Genomic DNA, 18546 nt, shown 5'->3' on the forward strand with positions numbered 1-18546 from the left:
TGTTGAAGTGAGCTTGCGCTTACTTGGCGACGACGCGAACCATTTCCAGGCACTTGTTCGAGTAGCCCCACTCGTTGTCGTACCAGCTCACCACCTTGATGAAGGTCTTGTCCAGTGCGATGCCGGCGTCGGCGTCGAAGATGGAGGTGCGGGTGTCGCCGCGGAAGTCGGTGGCCACGACCTTGTCGGTCGTGTAGCCCAGCACGCCCTTGAGCGCGCCCTCGCTCTGGGCCTTCATCTCGGCGCAGATCTCTTCGTAGGTGGCATCCTTGTTGAGTTCCACCGTCAGGTCGACCACCGAGACGTCGGAGGTCGGCACGCGGAAGCTCATGCCGGTGAGCTTCTTGTTGAGCTCGGGGATCACCACGCCCACGGCCTTGGCCGCGCCGGTGCTGCTGGGGATGATGTTCTCCAGGATGCCGCGGCCGCCGCGCCAGTCCTTGTTGCTCGGGCCGTCCACGGTCTTCTGCGTGGCGGTGGCGGCGTGCACCGTGGTCATCAGGCCGCGCTTGATGCCCCACTTGTCGTTGAGCACCTTGGCGATGGGCGCCAGGCAGTTGGTGGTGCACGAGGCGTTGGAGATGATGGCCTCGCCCTTGTAGGTCTTGTCGTTCACGCCGAAGACGAACATGGGGGTGTCGTCCTTGGAGGGAGCCGACAGGATGACCTTCTTCGCGCCGGCGTCCAGGTGCTTCTGGGCGGTGACCTTGTCCAGGAACAGGCCGGTGGATTCGATGACCACGTCGGCGCCGACCTCGTTCCACTTCAGGTTCGAGGGATCGCGCTCCTGCGTCAGGCGGATCTTCTTGCCGTTGACGATCAGCGTGCTGCCCTCGACCGCGACCGTGCCCTTGAAGCGGCCGTGCACGCTGTCGTACTGCAGCATGTAGGCCAGGTAGTCGGGCTCGAGCAGGTCGTTGATGGCCACGACTTCGATGTCGGCGAAGTTCTGGATGGCGCTGCGCAGCACGTTGCGGCCGATGCGGCCGAAGCCGTTGATGCCGATCTTGATCGTCATGTCTCGTCTCTCCTGGAAGGTTTCAAAAAGGGTTCACAAACTCACTTCGCGAGCACGGCGCGCACCGTGTCCGCCACGTTTTCAGGGGTGAAGCCGAAGTGCTTGAACAGCACCGGCGCGGGCGCCGATTCGCCGTAGGTGTCGATGCCGACGACCGCGGCCACGCCGTACTTCCACCAGCCGTCGGTGGCGCCCATTTCAACGGCGACACGCGGCAGGCCCGCCGGCAGCACCGAGGCCTTGTACGCGGCGCTCTGGCGGTCGAAGGTGGTGGTGCTGGGCATGGAGACCACGCGCACGGCGACCTTGTGTTCCTTCGCCAGCAGCTCCTGCGCCTTGAGGGCGAGCTGCACCTCGGAGCCGGTGGCAATGATCACCGCCTGCGCCTTCTTCTTCAGGCCCACTTCGGCCGGCTCGGCCAGCACGTAGGCGCCCTGGCTGATGCTGCCCAGGTCGCTCTTGGGCGCATAAGGCAGGTTCTGGCGGCTCAGCAGCAGCGCGGTGGGGCGGCTGGCGTTTTCCAGCGCCACCGCCCAGGCCACGGCGGTCTCGGCCGTGTCGGCGGGGCGCCAGACGTCCAGGTTGGGGATCAGGCGCAGGCTGGCCGCGTGCTCGATGGACTGGTGCGTGGGGCCGTCTTCGCCCAGGCCGATGGAGTCGTGCGTGAACACGTGGATCACGCGCTGCTTCATCAGCGCGGCCATGCGGATGGCGTTGCGACTGTAGTCGCTGAAGGTGAGGAAGGTACCGCCGTAGGGAATGAAGCCGCCGTGCAGCGCCACGCCGTTCATGACCGCGGCCATGCCGAATTCACGCACGCCATAGTTGATGTGGCGCCCGCCCTGGCCCTGCTCGTTCTTCACCACATCGCCCGACATGGTGAAGCGCAGGCTGGGCGTGGACTTGGTGTTGGTGAGGTTGGAGCCGGTGAGGTCGGCGCTGCCACCGAGCAGCTCGGGCAGCGCGGCGGTGAAGGTCTCCAGCGCGAGCTGGCTGGCCTTGCGGCTGGCCACGGTCTCGGCCCTGGTATGGGCCGCCACGGCGGCGTCGACAGCGACCTGCGCGAAGTTCTTGGGCAGATCGCCCTTCATGCGGCGGGTAAATTCCCTGGCGAGCTCGGGGAAGGCGGCTTTGTAAGCGGCGAACTGGCTGTCCCAGGCGGCTTCCATGGCCTTGCCGGCGGCCTTGGCGTCCCAGGCGGCGTACACGTCCTGCGGGATCTCGAAGGGCTTGTGCGACCAGCCCAGCGCCTCGCGCGTGAGCGCGATTTCGTCGGCGCCCAGGGGCTCGCCGTGCGCCTTGGCGGTGTTGGCGCGGTTGGGGCTGCCCTTGCCGATGTGCGTCTTGCAGATGATCAGCGTCGGCCCGAAGGTGCCCATGCCGGCCTTGTTCTTCGCGTCGGCGATGGCGCGGTCCACGGCGTCGGTGTCGTGGCCGTCGATCGGGCCGATCACGTTCCAGCCGCAGGCGGTGAAGCGCAGCGCGGTGTTGTCGATGAACCAGGGCGTGACCTGGCCATCGATCGAGATGCCGTTGTCGTCGTACAGCGCGATCAGCTTGTTGAGCTTCCAGGCGCCGGCCAGCGCCACGGCCTCGTGGCTGATGCCTTCCATCAGGCAGCCGTCGCCCAGGAACACGTAGGTGTGGTGGTCGACGATGGCATGGCCGTCGCGGTTGAATTCGGACGCGAGCAGCTTCTCGGCCAGTGCCATGCCCACGGCGTTGGTGATGCCCTGGCCCAGCGGGCCGGTGGTGGTTTCGATGCCGGGGGTGACCCCCACCTCGGGGTGGCCGGCGGTCTTGCTGTGCAGCTGGCGGAAGTTCTTCAGCTCACCGATCGGCAGCTTGTAGCCGGTGAGGTGCAGCAGCGCATAGATCAGCATCGAGCCGTGGCCGTTGGAGAGCACGAAACGGTCGCGGTTGGCCCAGTGCGGGTTGCCCGGGTTGTGGCGCAGGTGCCGGCCCCACAGGGCGACCGCCATGTCGGCCATGCCCATGGGCGCGCCGGGGTGGCCCGAGTTGGCGGCCTGCACCGCGTCCATGGCCAGCGCGCGGATGGCGTTGGCCTGGGTCTGGGCGGTCACGGCCGAAGCGGCGGAAGCGGTGCGGGTGGGGGTGCTGGCGGCGTCGGACATGAAGGGTGCTGGGGGGGATTGAGGGGAAATGCTGCGCGGCGGCGCAAAACGCATGATTTTATCGGGCCGCCCGACCTCCTGCCCGACCGTGCACCGATCTGCGCGCCCGCGCTCATAATTCCTGCAGCGCAGGGCCCTGTGTGCCCGGTACACGCTCCGTCCACCACCATGCCCCGTCCCGCCGTCGACCCGTCCGCCACCCCGATCCCGGCCATGATCCTCGCCGCCGGACGTGGCATGCGCATGCGCCCCCTGACCGACGTCACACCCAAGCCGCTGTTGCGGGTGCAGGGCGGGCCGCTCATGCAGTGGCCCATGCAGGCCCTGCACGATGGCGGATTCGTCCGCTGCGTGGTCAACACCGCCTGGCTGGGTGAGCAGATCGACGCCTTCTGCGAGCGCTGGCAGGCCTCGCACCCCGGCACCGAGGTGGCGGTCTCGCGCGAGGGCCAGGACTTCGGCTACGCGCTGGAGACCGCGGGTGGCATCGCGCGCGCGCTGCCCATGCTGGGCGACGTGTTCTGGGTGCTCGCGGGCGACGTGTACGTGCCCGGCTTTCCCTTCACGGCCGCCAGCGTGGCGCGCTTCCAGGACAGTGGCCAACTCGCGCACATCTGGCTGGTGCCCAACCCGCCGCACAACCCGCGCGGCGATTTCGGCCTGAGCCCCGAGGGCCTGGCGCTGAACCAGGCCGCGACGCGTTACACCTACAGCACCATCGGCCTGTACCGGCGCGAGCTGTTCGAGCCGCCCTGGTGCGAGATCCTGCCGGGCAACCCGCAGGGCACAGCCGAGCCCCTGGCGCCGCTGCTGCGCCGCGCGATGGATGCGGGCCTGGTGGGGGCGGAGCTTTACACCGGCACCTGGGTTGATGTGGGAACACCCGAGCGGCTGCGGGAACTGGAGTAACAGGATCCCCCCGCGCCGCCTGCGGCGTCACCCCCCGAGGGGGCGCACCTGGCGGCCCGGCAAAGCCGGTTCCGCGGGTGCTCTGGTCAAACACCACGGCACCTCGGCAAAAGTCAGACAATGGCGCGCATGGACGCCACCCCCCACACCACCCTGTACGCCGACCGCCGCGCCCGCGTGGCCTCTCAACTGGGCCCCGGCGGCATCGCCATCGTGCCGACCGCGCTGGAGCGGCCGCGCAACCGCGACACCGACTTCATCTACCGGCACGACAGCTACTTCTACTACCTCACCGGGTTCACCGAGCCCAACGCCTGGCTGGTGATCACCGCCGAGGGCGAGACCACGCTGTTCTGCCAGCCCAAGGACCTGGAACGCGAGATCTGGGACGGCATCCGCCTCGGCCCCGAGGCCGCGCCAGGTCACCTGGGCGTGAGCCAGGCCTTCGCGGTCGGCGAGCTCGATCAGCACCTGCCCCGCTTGCTGGAGAACCGCCAGACCGTCTGGTACCCGTTCGCCATCCACGCCGGGCTCGAAGGCCGGGTGGACGGCTGGCTGCAGAAGGTGCGCGCGCGGGTGCGCTACGGCGCGCTCTGCCCCGAGTCGCAGCGCGACCTGTGCGGCATCCTCGACGAGCTGCGGCTGGTGAAGGACGCGCACGAACAGGCCACCATGCGCCGCGCCGCGCAGATCAGCGCGCAGGCCCACATCCGCGCCATGCGGCGCAGCGCGGCCATGCTGCGCGCCGGCCAGGACGTGCGCGAGTACCACCTGGACGCCGAGCTGCTGCACAGCTTCCGCGAACACGGCTCGCAGTACCCGGCCTACGGCAGCATCGTCGCCGCCGGTGCCAATGCCTGCGTGCTGCACTACCGGGCCGACGCAGCACCGATCCGCAACGGCGAACTGGTGCTGATCGATGCCGGCTGCGAGCTCGACGGCTATGCCAGCGACATCACGCGCACCTTTCCCGCCAATGGCAGGTTCACCGGGCCGCAGCGCACGCTCTACGACCTGGTGCTGGCCAGCCAGGACGCGGCCGTGGCCGCCACGAAGGCCGGCGCGCGCTTCACCGACCCGCACGAGGCCACCGTGGCGGTGCTCGCGCAAGGCCTGCTTGACGTCGGCCTGCTGGATGCGAACCGGGTCGGCACCGCGCAGGACGTGATCGCCAACCGCAGCTACTTCCCGTTCTACATGCACCGCACCGGTCACTGGCTGGGCATGGACGTGCACGACTGCGGCAGCTACGTCGAGCCGTCCGAGCTCGGCACGGTGAGCGAGCGCCGCGACCCGCTCAGCGGCGAGACCATCAAGGACCGCCCCAGCCGCATCCTGCGACCGGGTATGGTGCTGACCATCGAGCCCGGTCTCTACGTGCGTCCCGCCGAGGGCGTGCCCGAGGCATTCTGGAACATCGGCATCCGCATCGAGGACGACGCCATCGTCACCGCGAGCGGCTGCGAGCTGATCTCGCGCGGTGTGCCGGTGCGGGCCGACGAGATCGAAGCGCTGATGCGCGGCTGAGCGACGCACGCGGCCAGCCCCATCGGTCTCGCCGGGTCGAAGGCCTGAAGCGGCGGGCGCGATCAGTCCGGATTCCTGCTGCCCTCGCTGTCGGCGTACAACCCGCAAGCCTGGCCCGTCCTGCGGCACTGGCCGCCGACCTGAAGCCAGGGGTGGGCGTGGCCCACGCAGCCGGTCTGGCAGATCACGCTGCTGGCCTCGGCCATGGTGTCCACGGGCGCGGTCACTGCCTTGCGTGCACGGCGTGGCACTGGCAGCACGCTGGCGGCCGCGCCAAGGCCCCAGAGCATGCAGGTGCGCGCGAGGACGAGTTGCGCACGCAGGAACAGCACCTCTTCCTCGAGCAGCGCCACCTGCAGCACGTGGGCGCGCAGCTGCTCGCCCACTCGGCGCTGCAGGCTGGCCAGCTGGCGCGTGAGCGCGCCATGCTCGATGGCAATTTCGCGCGCGGCCAGCTTGTCGTGCCGCACCATCAGCGCCGCCGCTGGGGCCAGAGTCATGTCTTTTCCTTTCCTGGCGGATGGGGCGGCACGTCGGCCGCGATGAGCAGCTGCGGCACACCGTCGGCCGCGCGCACGGTACTGGCCCGCACCTGCCACACGCGCTGCACCAGCGCGGGCCGCAGCACACGCGCCGGGTGGCCGCTGGCCTGCAGCACGCCGCCGTCGAGCACCCACACGCGGTCGGCGTAGCGCAGCGCGAGGTTGGGGTCGTGCAGCACCGCGAGCACGCCCACGCCCTGCCCGCGCGCCCAGCGCTGCACCGTGCCCAGGGTCTCGTGCTGGTGGCGCAGGTCGAGCGCGGCGGTGGGTTCGTCCAGCAGCAGCCAGCGCGGCGCGCCGTCGGCACCGGGCTCCCAGATCTGCGCCATCACGCGCGCGAGCTGCACGCGCGCACGCTCGCCACCGCTCAGGCTGGCCAGGCTGCGATCGGCCATGGCGGCCACACCGGTGGCGGCCATGGCCGCCTGCACGATCGCGGCCTCGTCGCGCGCGGGTTGCAGGTGGTGCGGGTAGCGCCCGAGTTGCACCACGTCCTGCACGCGGAAGTCGAAGGCCACCGCCGTCTCCTGCGGCAGCACGGCGCGGTGGCGCGCGAGCTGGTGCACGGTCGCGGGCGTCACCGCCTGGCCGTTGAGCGCCATGTGACCGGTATCGGGCGCGCGCAGACCGGCGAGCACCGAGAGCAGGGTGGACTTGCCCGCGCCGTTGGGCCCGAGGATGGCGCCCACCTCGCCCGGCGCGAGCTGCAGATCCACCGCCTGCAGCAAGGTGCTGATGCCCGCGCGCACGCCCACACCGCGCGCGCACAGGCCCTGCCCATGGGGCAGGGCGGGTGCGTCGGGCGGGTTGTCTTCATCGTCGTCGTCGAGCCACAGCGGGCGTTCGCCCCCCGACAGCGCGCCGCAGGCGCTGCGCCAGTCGGCGTCGAGCAGCCGCGCGTTCACAGCCGCCTCCCGTGCGCGCTGCGCAGCAGGAGCAGGAAAAAGGGCACGCCCACCATGGCGGTCAACACGCCCAGTGGCAGCTCGGCGGGTTGCAGGGCGGTGCGCGCCACCGCGTCGGCCGCCAGCACCAGCACGGCGCCCAGCAGGGCCGAGCCCGGCAGCACCCAGCGGTGGTCCGGCCCGGCCACCAGCCGCACCATGTGCGGCGCGACCAGACCGATGAAACCGATGATGCCGGTGGTGGCCGTGACCGCGCCCACGGCGAGCGCCGTGACCACGATGGCGACCTGCTTCACGCGCTCGACCGGCACGCCCAGCAGCACCGCCTGCGCCTCGCCCAGCGCGAGTGCGTTCAGTGGGCGCGCCAGCCGCAGGCCCACCACGCCTGCCACCAGCGTGATGCCGCCGACCAGCGCGACCGCGCTCCAGCGCGCGCCACCCAGGCTGCCGAGCAGCCAGAACTGCAGGTTGCGCAGTTGCTCGTCGGTGGCCAGGAAGCTCAGCAGGCCCAGGCCGGCGCCGGCCAGCGCGTTGACCGCGATGCCGGCCAGCAGCATCAGGCCCACGCGCGTGCCCCCTTCGCCGCGCGAGAGCAGGTAGATCAGCACCGTGACCGCGAGGCCGCCGCCAAAGGCCATGAACACCAGCGTCCAGCTCCCGAGCGAACGTGGCAGCTCGGGAAACCAGAGGCTGCCCATGACGATGGTCGCGCCGGCGGCGAGCGCCGCACCGCTGCTCACGCCGATCAGGCCCGGGTCGGCCAGCGGGTTGCGGAACAGGCCCTGCATCAGCGCGCCGGCAAGACCCAGCCCGGCCCCGGCGGCCAGCCCCAGCACCAGGCGCGGCAGGCGGATGTGGAAGAACACCAGTTCGGCGCCCGAGGTGGCGCCACCGGTGCCCATCAACACGGCGGGCAGATCGCGCAAGGGCAGGCTGTAGGCACCCTCGCCCGCGGCCCACAGCAGGGTGAGCAGCAACAGCCCGCCAAGCCACCCCAGCAGGCTCGGGCCCGAGAGGCGGCGCGGCATCCACAAGCCCCCGCCGGCTCGCGCCGTACCGGAAACGACCGCGTTCATGCGCGCACCAGCTGTTCGTGCAGGCGCTCGACCACGTCGGGCAGGCGCGGGCCGAAGCCCAGCAGTTCCAGCGCGTCCAGGTGCACCAGGGCGCCCGGCGTGCCCCGGCGCTGGTAGGCCGGGGTGAGCGCCAGTTCGGGGCGGCGCCAGAACGCGGCCTCGCCGCCAATGGCCTCGATGCCTTGCGTGGTGGTCAGGATCACGTCGGGCGCGGCCTGCGCCATGGCCTCGGCGGTCATGGGGCGGTAGCCCTGGAATCCGCCCAGCGCGTTGCGCGCACCGATGAAGCGGATCAGCGCATCGGCCGCGGTGTTTTCGCCCGACACCATGGGGCTGCCGCTGTGCGAAAGCACGAACAGGATCTTCGGGCCCGGGCCCTTGGTGGTCTGCACACGCGCCGTCGCGGCTTGCCAGCGTGTGTCGAGCCTGGCCTGCAATTCGCGCGCGGCGGCCTCGCGCCCCGCGGCGCGGCCCACGGCCGCCACCTTGCGGCGCACCTCGTCCCAGCTGTGGTCGGCGGCCACCAGTTCCACGCGCACGCCGGCGCTGCGCAACTGGTCGATCACCACCGGCGGGCCGGCGTCGCTGCCGGCGATCACCGCGTCGGGGCGCAAGGCCAGCAGGCCCTCGGCCGAAAGCTGGCGCATGTAGCCGACCTTGGGCGTGGCCAGCGCCGCCGGCGGGTACAGGCTGGTGGTGTCCGTGCCCACCAGCTGGTCCTGCGCGCCCAGCGCGTACACCACCTCGGTGATGCCGCCGCCGACGGTGACGAGACGCGGGGCCGAAGGCGCCGCCGCCACCGACCACAACGGCCAGCCAGCGGTGGACGCAACCGAACCGGTCAGTGCGACCGCCGAGAGTTGCTGCAGCGCGCTTCTGCGCGAGGTGCCCAGGATTGGGAATGATTGCAACGGTGATTTCATGGGTGTTGGAGCTGTGTCCAGGATGGGTGGCTCATGCAGCCACCGGTGCGTGCGGCTGCGCCGCGGCCTGCAGATGCGCCACGATGTCGCGCCAGGCGAGCAGTTCGACCTGGCCGGGCTTGCGCGCGCCGAAGAACATGGCCATGAGTTCTCCGCGTGCATCGAAGGCTTCGACCGAGGTCACGGTGCCGTCGGCGGTGGGCTTTTCCACCACCCACACGTCCTGGATCAGGTCTTCGCGCAGGTGCAGGTTGAAGCCGGAGTCCAGCACGTTGAGCCAGGTCTTGCCCTGCATCTCCATGGGCTCGACGCGTTGCACCGGGCCGGTGTGGATCTGGATGCAGCCCGGGCTGCCCACGAACACCATGATGGGCGTGCCGTCGAAGGCCGCTTCCATCAGCAGTTCGCGCACGGCGGCCTTTTCCACGCGGTGCGTGTAGCGCCCTTCGACCAGGCGAAAACCCTGCTGGCGCTCCAGACCGAACTGCTTGAGCAGGGGAAAGAACTGGTGGGTGTCGGTCATCGCGCCCCAGGCGGCGGAGAAGGCCGTCGCGTCCACCAGGGGTTGTGGCGTGGGTGCGCTGGCCTCGGCGCGTGGCTCGAACGCGATCTCGCGCCGGTCGTCGCTGTGCCCTTCGATCACGCGCTGCCAGGCGGCCAGGTCGGTCTGCTCGCGCACGAAGATCTTGTGCACCGCCACGCCATGCCGGTCGTAGAACTGCAGGCTGGGCGGGGCCATGCCGGGCTGCGACTTGAGCGCCTGCGCCACCGCGAATCCCGCGTGCCACTGGCTGAAGAACAGGCGCAGGTCGATCTGCTCGCCCAGCGCCAGTCCCACCGGCCCGCTGGCCGAGACCTTCTGGTAGACGCCGGTCTTCTCGTGCACCGTGGTTTCGTTGCGCGTGAGCGCCATGAGCGGGCCGCAGGCCTCGAGTGCCTGCAGCAAGGCAAGCCAGTCGGGCCGCAGCACCGTGGCCTGCAACGGTGCTTCGTGCGCGCCGACATGGGCGGCAACGGCGGCGCCCTCGCTCAGGCCGATGGCTTCGGCGGCTTCCCTGGCCCGCAGACCACTGGCGCGAGCGGTCTGGAAAGCGTTTCGGATGTCGTGGACGTTCATGGTGTTCTCCTGCGGGTGGACATGGGTGGATGGCAGTGCATCACTGCACACTGGTGGGTACGGGGTGCCACAGGGCTGTGGCGCGGACGTCCTCGGCGGCCGCGGCGTCGGCGGCGTTCTCCACCTCGATCTGCCAGCGCGTTCGCAGATTGCCCACCATGGTCCGCATGGGCGGCGAGAGCTGCGGGTGCACCGAGAGGTGGAACAGGTTGCACACCAGCTTGCGCGCCATCAGTGGGCGGTTCGGGCAATCGCGGGCGCTTTGCGCGTAACCGGTCATGAGCGCCAGCGTGCCGGCCAGCAGCGCCTCCACGCCGGGCATCGTGTACTCCTCGTCGGCGGTCTCCGTGTGGTGATCGGCTGAAGGCATGGTGGCTCCTGTGAGGTGGCTAGAAATCGGTGACCAGCGCCACCGACAGGCTGCGCCCCGGGGCGGTGTAGGCGTCCAGCACGGGGTCATTCGCCGCGATGCCGCGCACGTTGGTCCACTCCCAGTACTTGCGGTCGGTCAGGTTGTGGATCGCGGCGCTCAGGCGGGTGGAGCGGCTGACCTGCCAGTTCGCACGCAGGTCCAGCGTGGTGTACGAAGGCGTGGCGAACTGGTTGGCCGCGCCGGTGGTGTCGATGTCGCTGGAGGACTTCTTCGCGCTGTGGGTGAGCGAGGCGCCCACGCTCCAGTCGCCCAGGCGGTGATCGATGCCCAGCACCAGCTTCGCGGGATTGACCGAGTTCAGCGGCAGCTTGCGCGCCGTGTCCGTGCCACGGGTCTGCCCGTAGGCAGCGCGCAGTGTGGTGCGGGCCGACACCCGGGCCGAGCCCTTGAGCTCGAAGCCGCTGAGGGTGACCGACTGCCGGTTGACCGACTGGAACTGCATGATCGGCGCGGTCTGCACCGGCACCAGGTCTTCGATGAAGTCCTTGTAGCGACCGGTGAAGGCCACGGCCTCCCAATCGAACACGCCCGATGCACCGCGTGTGCCCAGCTCCAGCGTGCGGCTCTTCTCCGGACGCAGGTTCGGGTTGGGAATGGCTTCGTAGTTGCCGAACGGATTCTGGAAATAGTTGTTCAGCTGCAGCGGGCTGGGCGACTTGAAGCCCGCAGCCAGGTTGCCGAACACACTCCAGTCCGCGCCGCCGCGCCAGATCGCGCCGAGCTTGGGCGTGAGCGCGCCGTTGGACAGCGAGGCCGGCTGCAACGGGTACAGCGGACTGCTGCGCGCGTCCAGCGCCACGCGGTCGTAGCGCAGCGCGGGGATCAGGCTCCAGCGGTCGCTGGCGAATTCGCTCTGCACGAACAGCGCCGACGTGGTCTCGATGGTTTCCGGAAAGCGCTGCAGCGGATAGGTTTCGTACGAGGGGCCGTTCACGCCGGTGACCAGGTTGTCCAGGCTTGCACGCGAGACGTCGACGCCATAGACCAGCTTCTGCGACCAGTTGCCGCCCAGCGGACGCAGCTTCTCGGCCTGCAACACCGCCTGCAGGATGCGCTCGTTGTAGGTCACGTCGCGCGCGCGGTTCTGCGTTGCGGCCGGCTGCAACGGCCGGAATTCGTGCGTCACCTCCTGCGACTCCGAGGCCTGGTAGCCCACCATGGCGCGCAGTTCGTCGGCCCAGAGTGAGGTGACGGGGAAGCGGCCGTCCCAGCTCGCGCGGCTGCGCACCATGTCCGAGGTCCCATCGAGATCGCCAACATGGGTCGGCGCCGCCACCACCGGTGCCCGGCCGCTGTAAGCCTCGACCTCGCTGCGCTTGTCGACGTGTTCGGCGGTGAAAACGTGGCGCTGGCCGCCACCGGGGGTGAACACCAGCTTGCCCATCACCGAGGTCTGTTCGTCCTTCTGCGGGTTGGGCGCGGTGCGGTTGCTGTTGAGCGCAAGGTTGCGCCCCTGGTTGTCCAGCTCCCGGCTGCGGCCGATCTGCACACTGCCCAGCCACTGCAAGGTGTCGCTGGCCACGCCGGCGAGCGTCGCGCCGATGCGGCGGCTGCCGTCCTCGCTGTCGTAACGCAACCCGATGCGCCCGCCCAGCGTCTGGCCGGGCTTGAGCAGGTCCTTCGGCTCGGTGGTGAACATGGCCACCATGCCGGCCAGGCCATCGGAGCCGTACAGAGCCGAGTTCGCTCCGCGCAGGATCTCCACGCGCGAGATCAGCCCCAGGTCGTAATAGTCGCGCCCGAAGGCGGCAGGACCGAACACGCCACTGCTGAGCTCTCGCGGCACGCGGATGCCGTCGATGGTCAGCAGCACACGGTTGCCCTCCAGGCCCCGGATGTTGAAGCCGGCGTTGCCATCGCGCCCCACGTTGCCAGTCACGCCGCCAAAGCGAACGGGCGCCCGCTTCACGCTCACATTGGGCAGTTCGCGCACCAGGTCGCGGATGTCCTGTACGCGCGCTGGATCGAGGTCTTCACCATCGAGCACGTCGATGGCAGCAGGCACCTCGTCCAGCGCACGTTCACTGCGCGCGCCACTGATGACGACTTCGCGCATCGTGGGTGTGGCGGCCTGGCTGGTGGGCGCAGCGGTCTGCGCATGGCCGGTGCCCGCCACCAGGGCCAGGCAGGCCAGACACAGCGGATTGAGCTGCGGGAAGGAACGGAAAACGGGAGGGATGGGGAAGCGCGAAGAGGTCAAGGCAGCACCTGGTCCAAAGGGTTGGAGAACGGGCTGGCGTCACGACCTCGGGCAGGGCGCCCGGATGCTGGCTGGCGAAAAGCCGATTATATGAGAATGATTCCTATTTGCAAGATGTACCGATTCTCAAGACGGAATTGATAGCGCGCAACGCGCACAATGCGCGCCTGTCAACGAAAAATGTGAAAGGAGTGCCCCGATGAAAGGCGACGCCAAGGCCATCAGCCACCTGCAAGCCCAGCTCAAGAACGAGCTGACCGCCATCAACCAGTACTTCGTCCACTACCGCATGCTCAAGCACTGGGGCCTGGACAAGCTCGCCGGCAAGGAATACGAAGAGTCCATTGGCGAGATGAAGCACGCCGACAAGCTCATGGACCGCATCTTCATGCTCGACGGCCTGCCCAACCTGCAGGACCTGGGCAAGCTGCACATCGGCGAGGACGTGCCGGAGATTCTCAAGAGCGACCTGGCGCTGGAGACCGGCGCGCAGAAGACCATCAAGGACGGCATCGCACACTGCGAGTCGGTGCGCGACTATGTCTCGCGCGACCTGCTGCAGGGGATCCTGGACGACACCGAGGAACACATCGACTTCCTGGAAACCCAGATCGAGCTGCTGGGCAAGGTCGGCTTGCAGAACTACCTGCAGAGCCAGATGGGCTCGCCCAGCTGAACGGCAGCCTGTACCCCGTTTGCCACAAAGCCCCGCCATGAGCGGGGCCTTTTTTGGACTATTGAATACGATCAATTATCATTTGCGAACTCTTCCCCTACCCAGCACCCGCTGCCCGCCACCCCATGATCGTTTGCGTTTGCCACCGCGTCAGTGACCAGACCATCGCACGTTGTGCGCGGTCGGGCATGGCGTTCGACGACATCCAGCTTGAGCTGGGCGTGGCCACGCAATGCGGTCAGTGCGAGTCCTGCGCACGCTCGCTGTGGTCGGAGTGCACGCCGCACCAGTCGGTGGTGCATCTGCAGCTGCACCCGGCCACGCTGCCGGCGCAGGCTGCGGCCGCCTGACGCCCGCCCGGCAGGCCCATTCCCCCCTGACTTTCCCTGCCTGGCTCGCCCAGCGCGGCCGCGCTGCCGCATACTGCGGCGAATGGGCGTTCGTGCCCCTGAAACGGGCCGATTCCATCTCAAAAAGTCACAGGCACCGCACCGCTTTACGCGCTTCTACGCACTAGGGTTTTCCCGCCTCGCGATTTAGAATGCGCAATTCCTTTCCGCATAGCAAGATAACACCCGCCGGAGACACGAGCATGAGCATGGAAAACAGCCACGAGAACAAGCGTGCCGAACTGCGCCGCGCCGCGCTCGAGTACCACGAATTCCCCACCCCCGGCAAGGTGGCCATCGCGGCCACCAAGCAGCTCACCAACCAGCGCGACCTGGCGCTGGCGTACTCGCCCGGCGTGGCAGCCCCATGCGAAGAAATCGTGGCCGATCCGGTCAATGCCTTCAGGTACACCGCGCGCGGCAACCTGGTCGGCGTCATCACCAACGGCACCGCCGTGCTCGGCCTGGGTGACATCGGCCCGCTCGCGGCCAAGCCGGTGATGGAAGGCAAGGGCGTGCTGTTCAAGAAGTTCGCCGGCGTCGACGTGTTCGACATCGAGATCGACGAGAAGGACCCGGCCCGGCTGGTCGAGGTGATCGCCGCCCTGGAGCCGACCTTCGGCGCGATCAACCTCGAAGACATCAAGGCACCGGACTGCTTCTACGTGGAGCGCGAGCTGCGCAAGCGCATGAAGATCCCCGTCTTCCATGACGACCAGCACGGCACGGCCATCACCGTGGCGGCAGCCATGCTCAATGGCCTGAAGGTCGCGGGCAAGGACATCGGCCAGGTCAGGCTGGTCACCTCGGGCGCGGGCGCGGCGGCGCTGGCCTGCCTGAACCTGCTGCTCAAGGTCGGCCTCAAGCGCGAGAACGTGTTCGTCACCGACCTGGCCGGCGTGGTCTACGAGGGCCGCGAGGAGCTCATGGACGACGACAAGCGCCAGTACATGCAGAAGACCGACAAGCGCAAGCTGGCCGAGGTGATGGAGGGCGCCGACGTGTTCCTCGGTCTCTCGGCCGGCGGCGTGCTCAAGCCCGCAATGGTGGCGTCGATGGCCCCCAATCCGGTGATCTTCGCGCTGGCCAACCCGAACCCGGAGATCGCGCCCGAGGATGCGCACGCGGTGCGCGGCGACGTGATCATGGCCACCGGCCGCACCGACTACCCGAACCAGGTCAACAACGTCCTGTGCTTCCCCTACATCTTCCGCGGCGCGCTCGACTGCGGCGCGACCACCATCACCGACGAGATGGAGATCGCCGCGGTGCACGCGATCGCCGAGCTGGCGCAGGCCGAGCAGAGCGAAGTCGTCGCCGCGGCCTACGCTGGGGAGCAACTGGCTTTTGGCCGCGAGTACCTCATTCCCAAGCCGTTCGACCCGCGCCTGATGATGAAGATCGCGCCGGCGGTGGCGCAGGCCGCGGCAGACAGCGGCGTGGCCCTGCGCCCGATCCCCGACATGGCGGCCTACCGCGAGAGGCTGCAGAGCTTCGTGTTCGCCTCGGGCACCATCATGAAGCCGATCTTCTCGGCGGCCAAGACGGCGGCGCGCAAGCGCGTGGCCTATGCCGAGGGCGAGGAAGAGCGCGTGCTGCGTGCCTGCCAGATCGTGGTCGACGAGGGCCTGGCGCGCCCGACCCTGATCGGGCGGCCCGCAGTGATCGCGCAGCGCATCGAGAAGTTCGGCCTGCGCCTGCGCGAGGAGCTCGACTATGACGTGGTCAACGTCGAGCAGGACGACCGCTACCGCGACTTCTGGCAGACCTACCACCGCATGACCGAACGCAAGGGTGTGACCCAGCAGCTGGCCAAGATCGAGATGCGCCGCCGGCTCACGCTGATCGGCTCGATGCTGCTGCACAAGGGCGAGGTCGACGGCCTCATCTGCGGCACCTGGGGCACGACCCAGCACCACCTGAAGTACATCGACCAGGTGATCGGCAAGCGCGAGGGCGGCAGCCCCAGCACCGCGCAGGACGTGCGCATCTACGCCTGCATGAACGGCCTGATGCTGCCGGGGCGCCAGGTGTTCCTGGTCGACACCCACGTCAACCACGACCCGAGCCCCGAGGAACTGAGCGAAATCACGGTGATGGCGGCCGAGGAAATGCTGCGCTTTGGCCTGCAGCCCAAGGCCGCCCTGCTGTCGCACTCCAACTTCGGCTCCAGCGACGAGCCCAGCGCCGTGAAAATGCGCCGCACGCTGGCTCTGTTGCGCGAACAGGCGCCGTGGCTGGAGGTCGACGGCGAGATGCACGGCGATGTGGCACTGGACGCCGACGCGCGCCAGCGCCTGATGCCGAATTCGACCCTCAAGGGTCCGGCCAACCTGCTGGTGCTGCCCAACATCGACGCCGCCAACATCGCCTACAACCTGCTCAAGACCGCCGCCGGCGGCAACATCGCCGTCGGGCCGGTGCTGCTGGGCGCGGACAAGCCGGTGCACATCCTCACCGCCAGCGCCACGGTGCGCCGCATCGTCAACATGACCGCCTTGACCGTGGCCGATGCAAACGTTTCACGCTGACGTTTTGCAAAAAAGCAAGCGCTAACTTTTATACACATTTTGCGCACCCGGACTTTGCTGAATATTTCAGCAGGCGCTTGCAATTTCCCCCTACCTCAGGCACACTAGCGCGCTTGGATTTCAGGGTTAACCCGCCCCCAGAGGCGCAGCAAAATGCATGCTTTTGTGTGCTCTTTGTGCCCCATTGGTCATGGGTTGACGTCATCAGCAGCAAGGGATTTCATGGATCTGAAACAGATCCGGGTTCGTTCGGGGAGCATGCACCGCGTGGCCACTTGGGGCATTGCGGTCGCCTTGGCGGCGACGCTGGGCACCCTTGCGGTGCAGGCCCGCGCACCCGATGCGAAGCCGGGCGGATCGAACACCGCGACGGTGGTGGTTTCGGGTCTGCCCTTGCAAGGCCAGGAAGTGATGGACCGGATTCGACAGGGTGGACCGTTCCGCTACGAGAAGGACGGTTCGGTGTTCGGCAATCGCGAACGCCTGTTGCCAGGTGAAAAGCGGGGGTACTACCGGGAATACACGGTGCCCACCCCGGGCCTGAGCCACCGGGGTGCCCGGCGGATCGTGTGCGGCGGGCTTCGGCCCCGGGCCCCTGAAGCGTGTTATTACACCGAAGACCACTACAGCAGCTTCAGGCTGATCCTGCAGTGAGCCTTGGGTGGTGTGAGCAGATTTTCAACTTAGACCTTACTTAGAAAGAGACGCGGAGATGGACACGCCACTTCGTAACGTACGCCCCAATATCGTTCAGTCGATTCGCGCCCATGGCGTGAAAGACCTGCAGGCCGCGGCCGAGCACCTTGGGCACCATTTCCTGTACGCCAACCTGGCCAAGGCCCAGAGCAAGCAGGACGTGCTGGAGTTGATCGCCGCCCAATACACCCTGCCCTCGCACTTCGGCAAGAACTTCGATGCGCTCTACGACTGCATGACCGACATGGTCCACAAGTCGGGGCCGCAGACCGGCTTCATCGTGGTGCTGGAGCACATCCCCGCGCACGCCAAGTTCGACAAGGAAGCACGCGAGCAGTTGCTCGACATCTTCCGCGACGCCGCCGACTACTGGTCGGATCGCAAGATCCCGTTCCGCTGCTTCTACTCGTTCTCGGTCGCGCGCGCGCCCAAGGGCGAGGAGCCGATCGAGGTGCAGAGCGACGAGCCCATGCCCACGGACAAGATCCTGGACGTGAGCCCGATGGCGCTGCGCATGAGCAGCCCGTTCAACGCGGGCTACTGGCTGGCAGCCGCCTGACGCCCCCCGCGCCGCGCCTGCGGCGCGTCACCCCCCTCCGGGGGGCGGCACCAGAGGACCGGCGGAGCCGGCTCCTCGGTGCCACTGGATGAGCCCCGACACCTTTCGGGGCTTTTTCATTCATGCCTGGGTCGCTTGCGCCAGGGCGACGTATTCGCTCACCGGCACTTCCTCGGCCCGGCGTTGAAGATCGAATGAACCGCTGTAGCCCTGCTCGTCCAGCCAGCGCCCGAGCGTGTTGCGCAGGATCTTGCGGCGCTGGCTGAAAGCGACCTGCACCATCGCGCCAAAACGCGCCCGGTCGATCACCGGCGGATCGGCCAATGGCAGCATGCGCACGATGGCGCTGTCCACCCGCGGTGGCGGGTCGAAGCTCTCGGGCGGCACGAACAGCACGTTCTCCATCGCGTAGCGCCACTGCAGCATCACGCTCAGGCGGCCATAGTCGGCCGTGGCCGGCCGCGCCACCATGCGGTCGATCACCTCCTTCTGCAGCATGAAGTGCTGGTCCCGCACCGCATCCACGTAGTCCAGCAAGTGGAAAAGGATGGGCGTTGAAATGTTGTAAGGCAGGTTGCCGACCACGCGCAGCGGCCTGCCCTCCAGGCCGGGGCGCGCGGCCAGCGCCGTGAAATCCACCTTGAGCACGTCGGACTCGATCACCACAAGCTGGCCATGGCCACGCAGGCGCGCCGCGAGATCGCGATCGAGTTCGATCACCGTGAGCTCGCCCAGGCGCGCCACGAGAGGCTGGGTCAGAGCCGCCAGGCCCGGGCCAATCTCCACCATCGCGTCGCCGGCGGCGGGGGCGATGGTGTCCACGATGGCGTCGATGATGACCTGGTCGGTCAGGAAGTGCTGACCAAAACGCTTGCGGGCGACGTGTTTCATGCGCCGTCAGTCCTTGCCC

Annotated in this window: 16 protein-coding genes and 1 pseudogene; 7 read left to right on the top strand and 10 right to left on the bottom strand. The window is 68.4% G+C overall.

Annotation, left to right across the window (positions count from 1 at the left end):
- Positions 1–19 precede the first annotated feature (19 nt).
- Both gap and tkt read right to left on the bottom strand, forming a co-directional pair.
- Positions 20–1018, bottom strand: coding sequence for a type I glyceraldehyde-3-phosphate dehydrogenase (gap, locus tag K5880_RS08345; protein WP_297650666.1), 999 nt, complete (start codon positions 1016–1018; stop codon positions 20–22).
- A 41-nt stretch (positions 1019–1059) separates the two neighbouring features.
- A complete protein-coding gene (tkt, locus tag K5880_RS08350; protein WP_297650668.1) occupies positions 1060–3153 on the bottom strand; it encodes a transketolase in 2094 nt (697 codons plus the stop codon).
- Positions 3154–3321: 168 nt separating this feature from the next.
- Here tkt and K5880_RS08355 point away from each other — a divergent pair, with 168 nt between their 5' ends.
- Positions 3322–4062 carry a nucleotidyltransferase family protein gene (locus tag K5880_RS08355; protein WP_297650670.1) on the top strand — a complete coding sequence of 247 codons (741 nt, stop codon included), beginning with the start codon at positions 3322–3324 and terminating at the stop codon, positions 4060–4062.
- Between the two features lie 129 nt (positions 4063–4191).
- Positions 4192–5589: an aminopeptidase P N-terminal domain-containing protein gene (locus K5880_RS08360; RefSeq protein ID WP_297650672.1), complete on the top strand. Its 1398-nt coding sequence runs from the start codon at positions 4192–4194 to the stop codon at positions 5587–5589.
- A 62-nt stretch (positions 5590–5651) separates the two neighbouring features.
- Here K5880_RS08360 and K5880_RS08365 read toward each other — a convergent pair whose 3' ends face one another.
- From K5880_RS08365 to K5880_RS08395, 7 genes are read right to left on the bottom strand one after another with little or no spacing between them, the layout of a single operon-like run.
- The gene (locus K5880_RS08365) at positions 5652–6089 is read right to left on the bottom strand and encodes a hypothetical protein (protein WP_297650673.1); all 438 of its coding nucleotides are present in this window, start codon (positions 6087–6089) and stop codon (positions 5652–5654) included.
- The gene (locus tag K5880_RS08370; protein ID WP_297650675.1) at positions 6086–7036 is read right to left on the bottom strand and encodes a heme ABC transporter ATP-binding protein; all 951 of its coding nucleotides are present in this window, start codon (positions 7034–7036) and stop codon (positions 6086–6088) included. Before K5880_RS08370 ends, K5880_RS08365 begins: the two co-directional genes overlap by 4 nt.
- Positions 7033–8064, bottom strand: coding sequence for an iron ABC transporter permease (locus tag K5880_RS08375; protein WP_297650732.1), 1032 nt, complete (start codon positions 8062–8064; stop codon positions 7033–7035). Before K5880_RS08375 ends, K5880_RS08370 begins: the two co-directional genes overlap by 4 nt.
- A 44-nt stretch (positions 8065–8108) precedes the next feature.
- The gene (locus K5880_RS08380) at positions 8109–9035 is read right to left on the bottom strand and encodes an ABC transporter substrate-binding protein (protein ID WP_297650677.1); all 927 of its coding nucleotides are present in this window, start codon (positions 9033–9035) and stop codon (positions 8109–8111) included.
- A gap of 31 nt (positions 9036–9066) precedes the next feature.
- Positions 9067–10152 carry a ChuX/HutX family heme-like substrate-binding protein gene (locus K5880_RS08385; RefSeq protein WP_297650679.1) on the bottom strand — a complete coding sequence of 362 codons (1086 nt, stop codon included), beginning with the start codon at positions 10150–10152 and terminating at the stop codon, positions 9067–9069.
- A 40-nt stretch (positions 10153–10192) separates the two neighbouring features.
- Positions 10193–10522: a hypothetical protein gene (locus K5880_RS08390; protein WP_297650681.1), complete on the bottom strand. Its 330-nt coding sequence runs from the start codon at positions 10520–10522 to the stop codon at positions 10193–10195.
- 19 nt (positions 10523–10541) lie between these two features.
- Positions 10542–12785: a TonB-dependent hemoglobin/transferrin/lactoferrin family receptor gene (locus K5880_RS08395; protein WP_297650683.1), complete on the bottom strand. Its 2244-nt coding sequence runs from the start codon at positions 12783–12785 to the stop codon at positions 10542–10544.
- Between the two features lie 199 nt (positions 12786–12984).
- On the opposite strand from K5880_RS08395, the gene bfr reads away from it, so the two are divergent.
- The 5 genes and pseudogenes from bfr to K5880_RS08420 all read left to right on the top strand — a co-directional run.
- Complete coding sequence (gene bfr / locus K5880_RS08400) at positions 12985–13461, top strand: bacterioferritin (RefSeq protein WP_297650685.1); 477 nt, start codon at positions 12985–12987, stop codon at positions 13459–13461.
- Positions 13462–13586: 125 nt separating this feature from the next.
- Positions 13587–13811: a (2Fe-2S)-binding protein gene (locus K5880_RS08405; protein ID WP_297650687.1), complete on the top strand. Its 225-nt coding sequence runs from the start codon at positions 13587–13589 to the stop codon at positions 13809–13811.
- 242 nt (positions 13812–14053) lie between these two features.
- Positions 14054–16381, top strand: a complete 2328-nt coding sequence (locus K5880_RS08410; RefSeq protein ID WP_297650689.1) for an NADP-dependent malic enzyme — start codon at positions 14054–14056, stop codon at positions 16379–16381.
- Positions 16382–16603: 222 nt separating this feature from the next.
- Entirely contained in the window at positions 16604–17035 is a 432-nt protein-coding gene (locus K5880_RS08415; RefSeq protein WP_297650691.1) for a ribonuclease domain-containing protein, read from the top strand.
- 58 nt (positions 17036–17093) lie between these two features.
- Positions 17094–17489 (top strand): annotated as a pseudogene (locus tag K5880_RS08420) (barstar family protein); the annotation flags it as partial.
- A 267-nt stretch (positions 17490–17756) separates the two neighbouring features.
- Here the strand turns inward: K5880_RS08420 and rsmA are convergent.
- Complete coding sequence (rsmA, locus tag K5880_RS08425; RefSeq protein WP_297650695.1) at positions 17757–18527, bottom strand: 16S rRNA (adenine(1518)-N(6)/adenine(1519)-N(6))-dimethyltransferase RsmA; 771 nt, start codon at positions 18525–18527, stop codon at positions 17757–17759.
- Between the last annotated feature and the right edge of the window lie 19 nt (positions 18528–18546).

The organism is Hydrogenophaga sp. (genome assembly GCF_025699295.1).
In the GTDB taxonomy this organism is placed as follows: domain Bacteria; phylum Pseudomonadota; class Gammaproteobacteria; order Burkholderiales; family Burkholderiaceae_C; genus Hydrogenophaga.

What these genes read in the sequence shown, in the direction of transcription:
- bfr (WP_297650685.1), top strand. Translation starts at nt 12,985, where the DNA reads ATGAAAGGCGACGCCAAGGCCATCAGCCACCTGCAAGCCCAGCTCAAG.
- K5880_RS08355 (WP_297650670.1), top strand. Translation starts at nt 3,322, where the DNA reads ATGCCCCGTCCCGCCGTCGACCCGTCCGCCACCCCGATCCCGGCCATG.
- K5880_RS08405 (WP_297650687.1), top strand. Translation starts at nt 13,587, where the DNA reads ATGATCGTTTGCGTTTGCCACCGCGTCAGTGACCAGACCATCGCACGT.
- K5880_RS08415 (WP_297650691.1), top strand. Translation starts at nt 16,604, where the DNA reads ATGGATCTGAAACAGATCCGGGTTCGTTCGGGGAGCATGCACCGCGTG.
- K5880_RS08390 (WP_297650681.1), bottom strand. Translation starts at nt 10,522, where the DNA reads ATGCCTTCAGCCGATCACCACACGGAGACCGCCGACGAGGAGTACACG.
- K5880_RS08375 (WP_297650732.1), bottom strand. Translation starts at nt 8,064, where the DNA reads ATGCCGCGCCGCCTCTCGGGCCCGAGCCTGCTGGGGTGGCTTGGCGGG.
- gap (WP_297650666.1), bottom strand. Translation starts at nt 1,018, where the DNA reads ATGACGATCAAGATCGGCATCAACGGCTTCGGCCGCATCGGCCGCAAC.
- K5880_RS08410 (WP_297650689.1), top strand. Translation starts at nt 14,054, where the DNA reads ATGAGCATGGAAAACAGCCACGAGAACAAGCGTGCCGAACTGCGCCGC.
- rsmA (WP_297650695.1), bottom strand. Translation starts at nt 18,527, where the DNA reads ATGAAACACGTCGCCCGCAAGCGTTTTGGTCAGCACTTCCTGACCGAC.
- K5880_RS08380 (WP_297650677.1), bottom strand. Translation starts at nt 9,035, where the DNA reads ATGAAATCACCGTTGCAATCATTCCCAATCCTGGGCACCTCGCGCAGA.
- K5880_RS08360 (WP_297650672.1), top strand. Translation starts at nt 4,192, where the DNA reads ATGGACGCCACCCCCCACACCACCCTGTACGCCGACCGCCGCGCCCGC.
- K5880_RS08385 (WP_297650679.1), bottom strand. Translation starts at nt 10,152, where the DNA reads ATGAACGTCCACGACATCCGAAACGCTTTCCAGACCGCTCGCGCCAGT.
- tkt (WP_297650668.1), bottom strand. Translation starts at nt 3,153, where the DNA reads ATGTCCGACGCCGCCAGCACCCCCACCCGCACCGCTTCCGCCGCTTCG.
- K5880_RS08365 (WP_297650673.1), bottom strand. Translation starts at nt 6,089, where the DNA reads ATGACTCTGGCCCCAGCGGCGGCGCTGATGGTGCGGCACGACAAGCTG.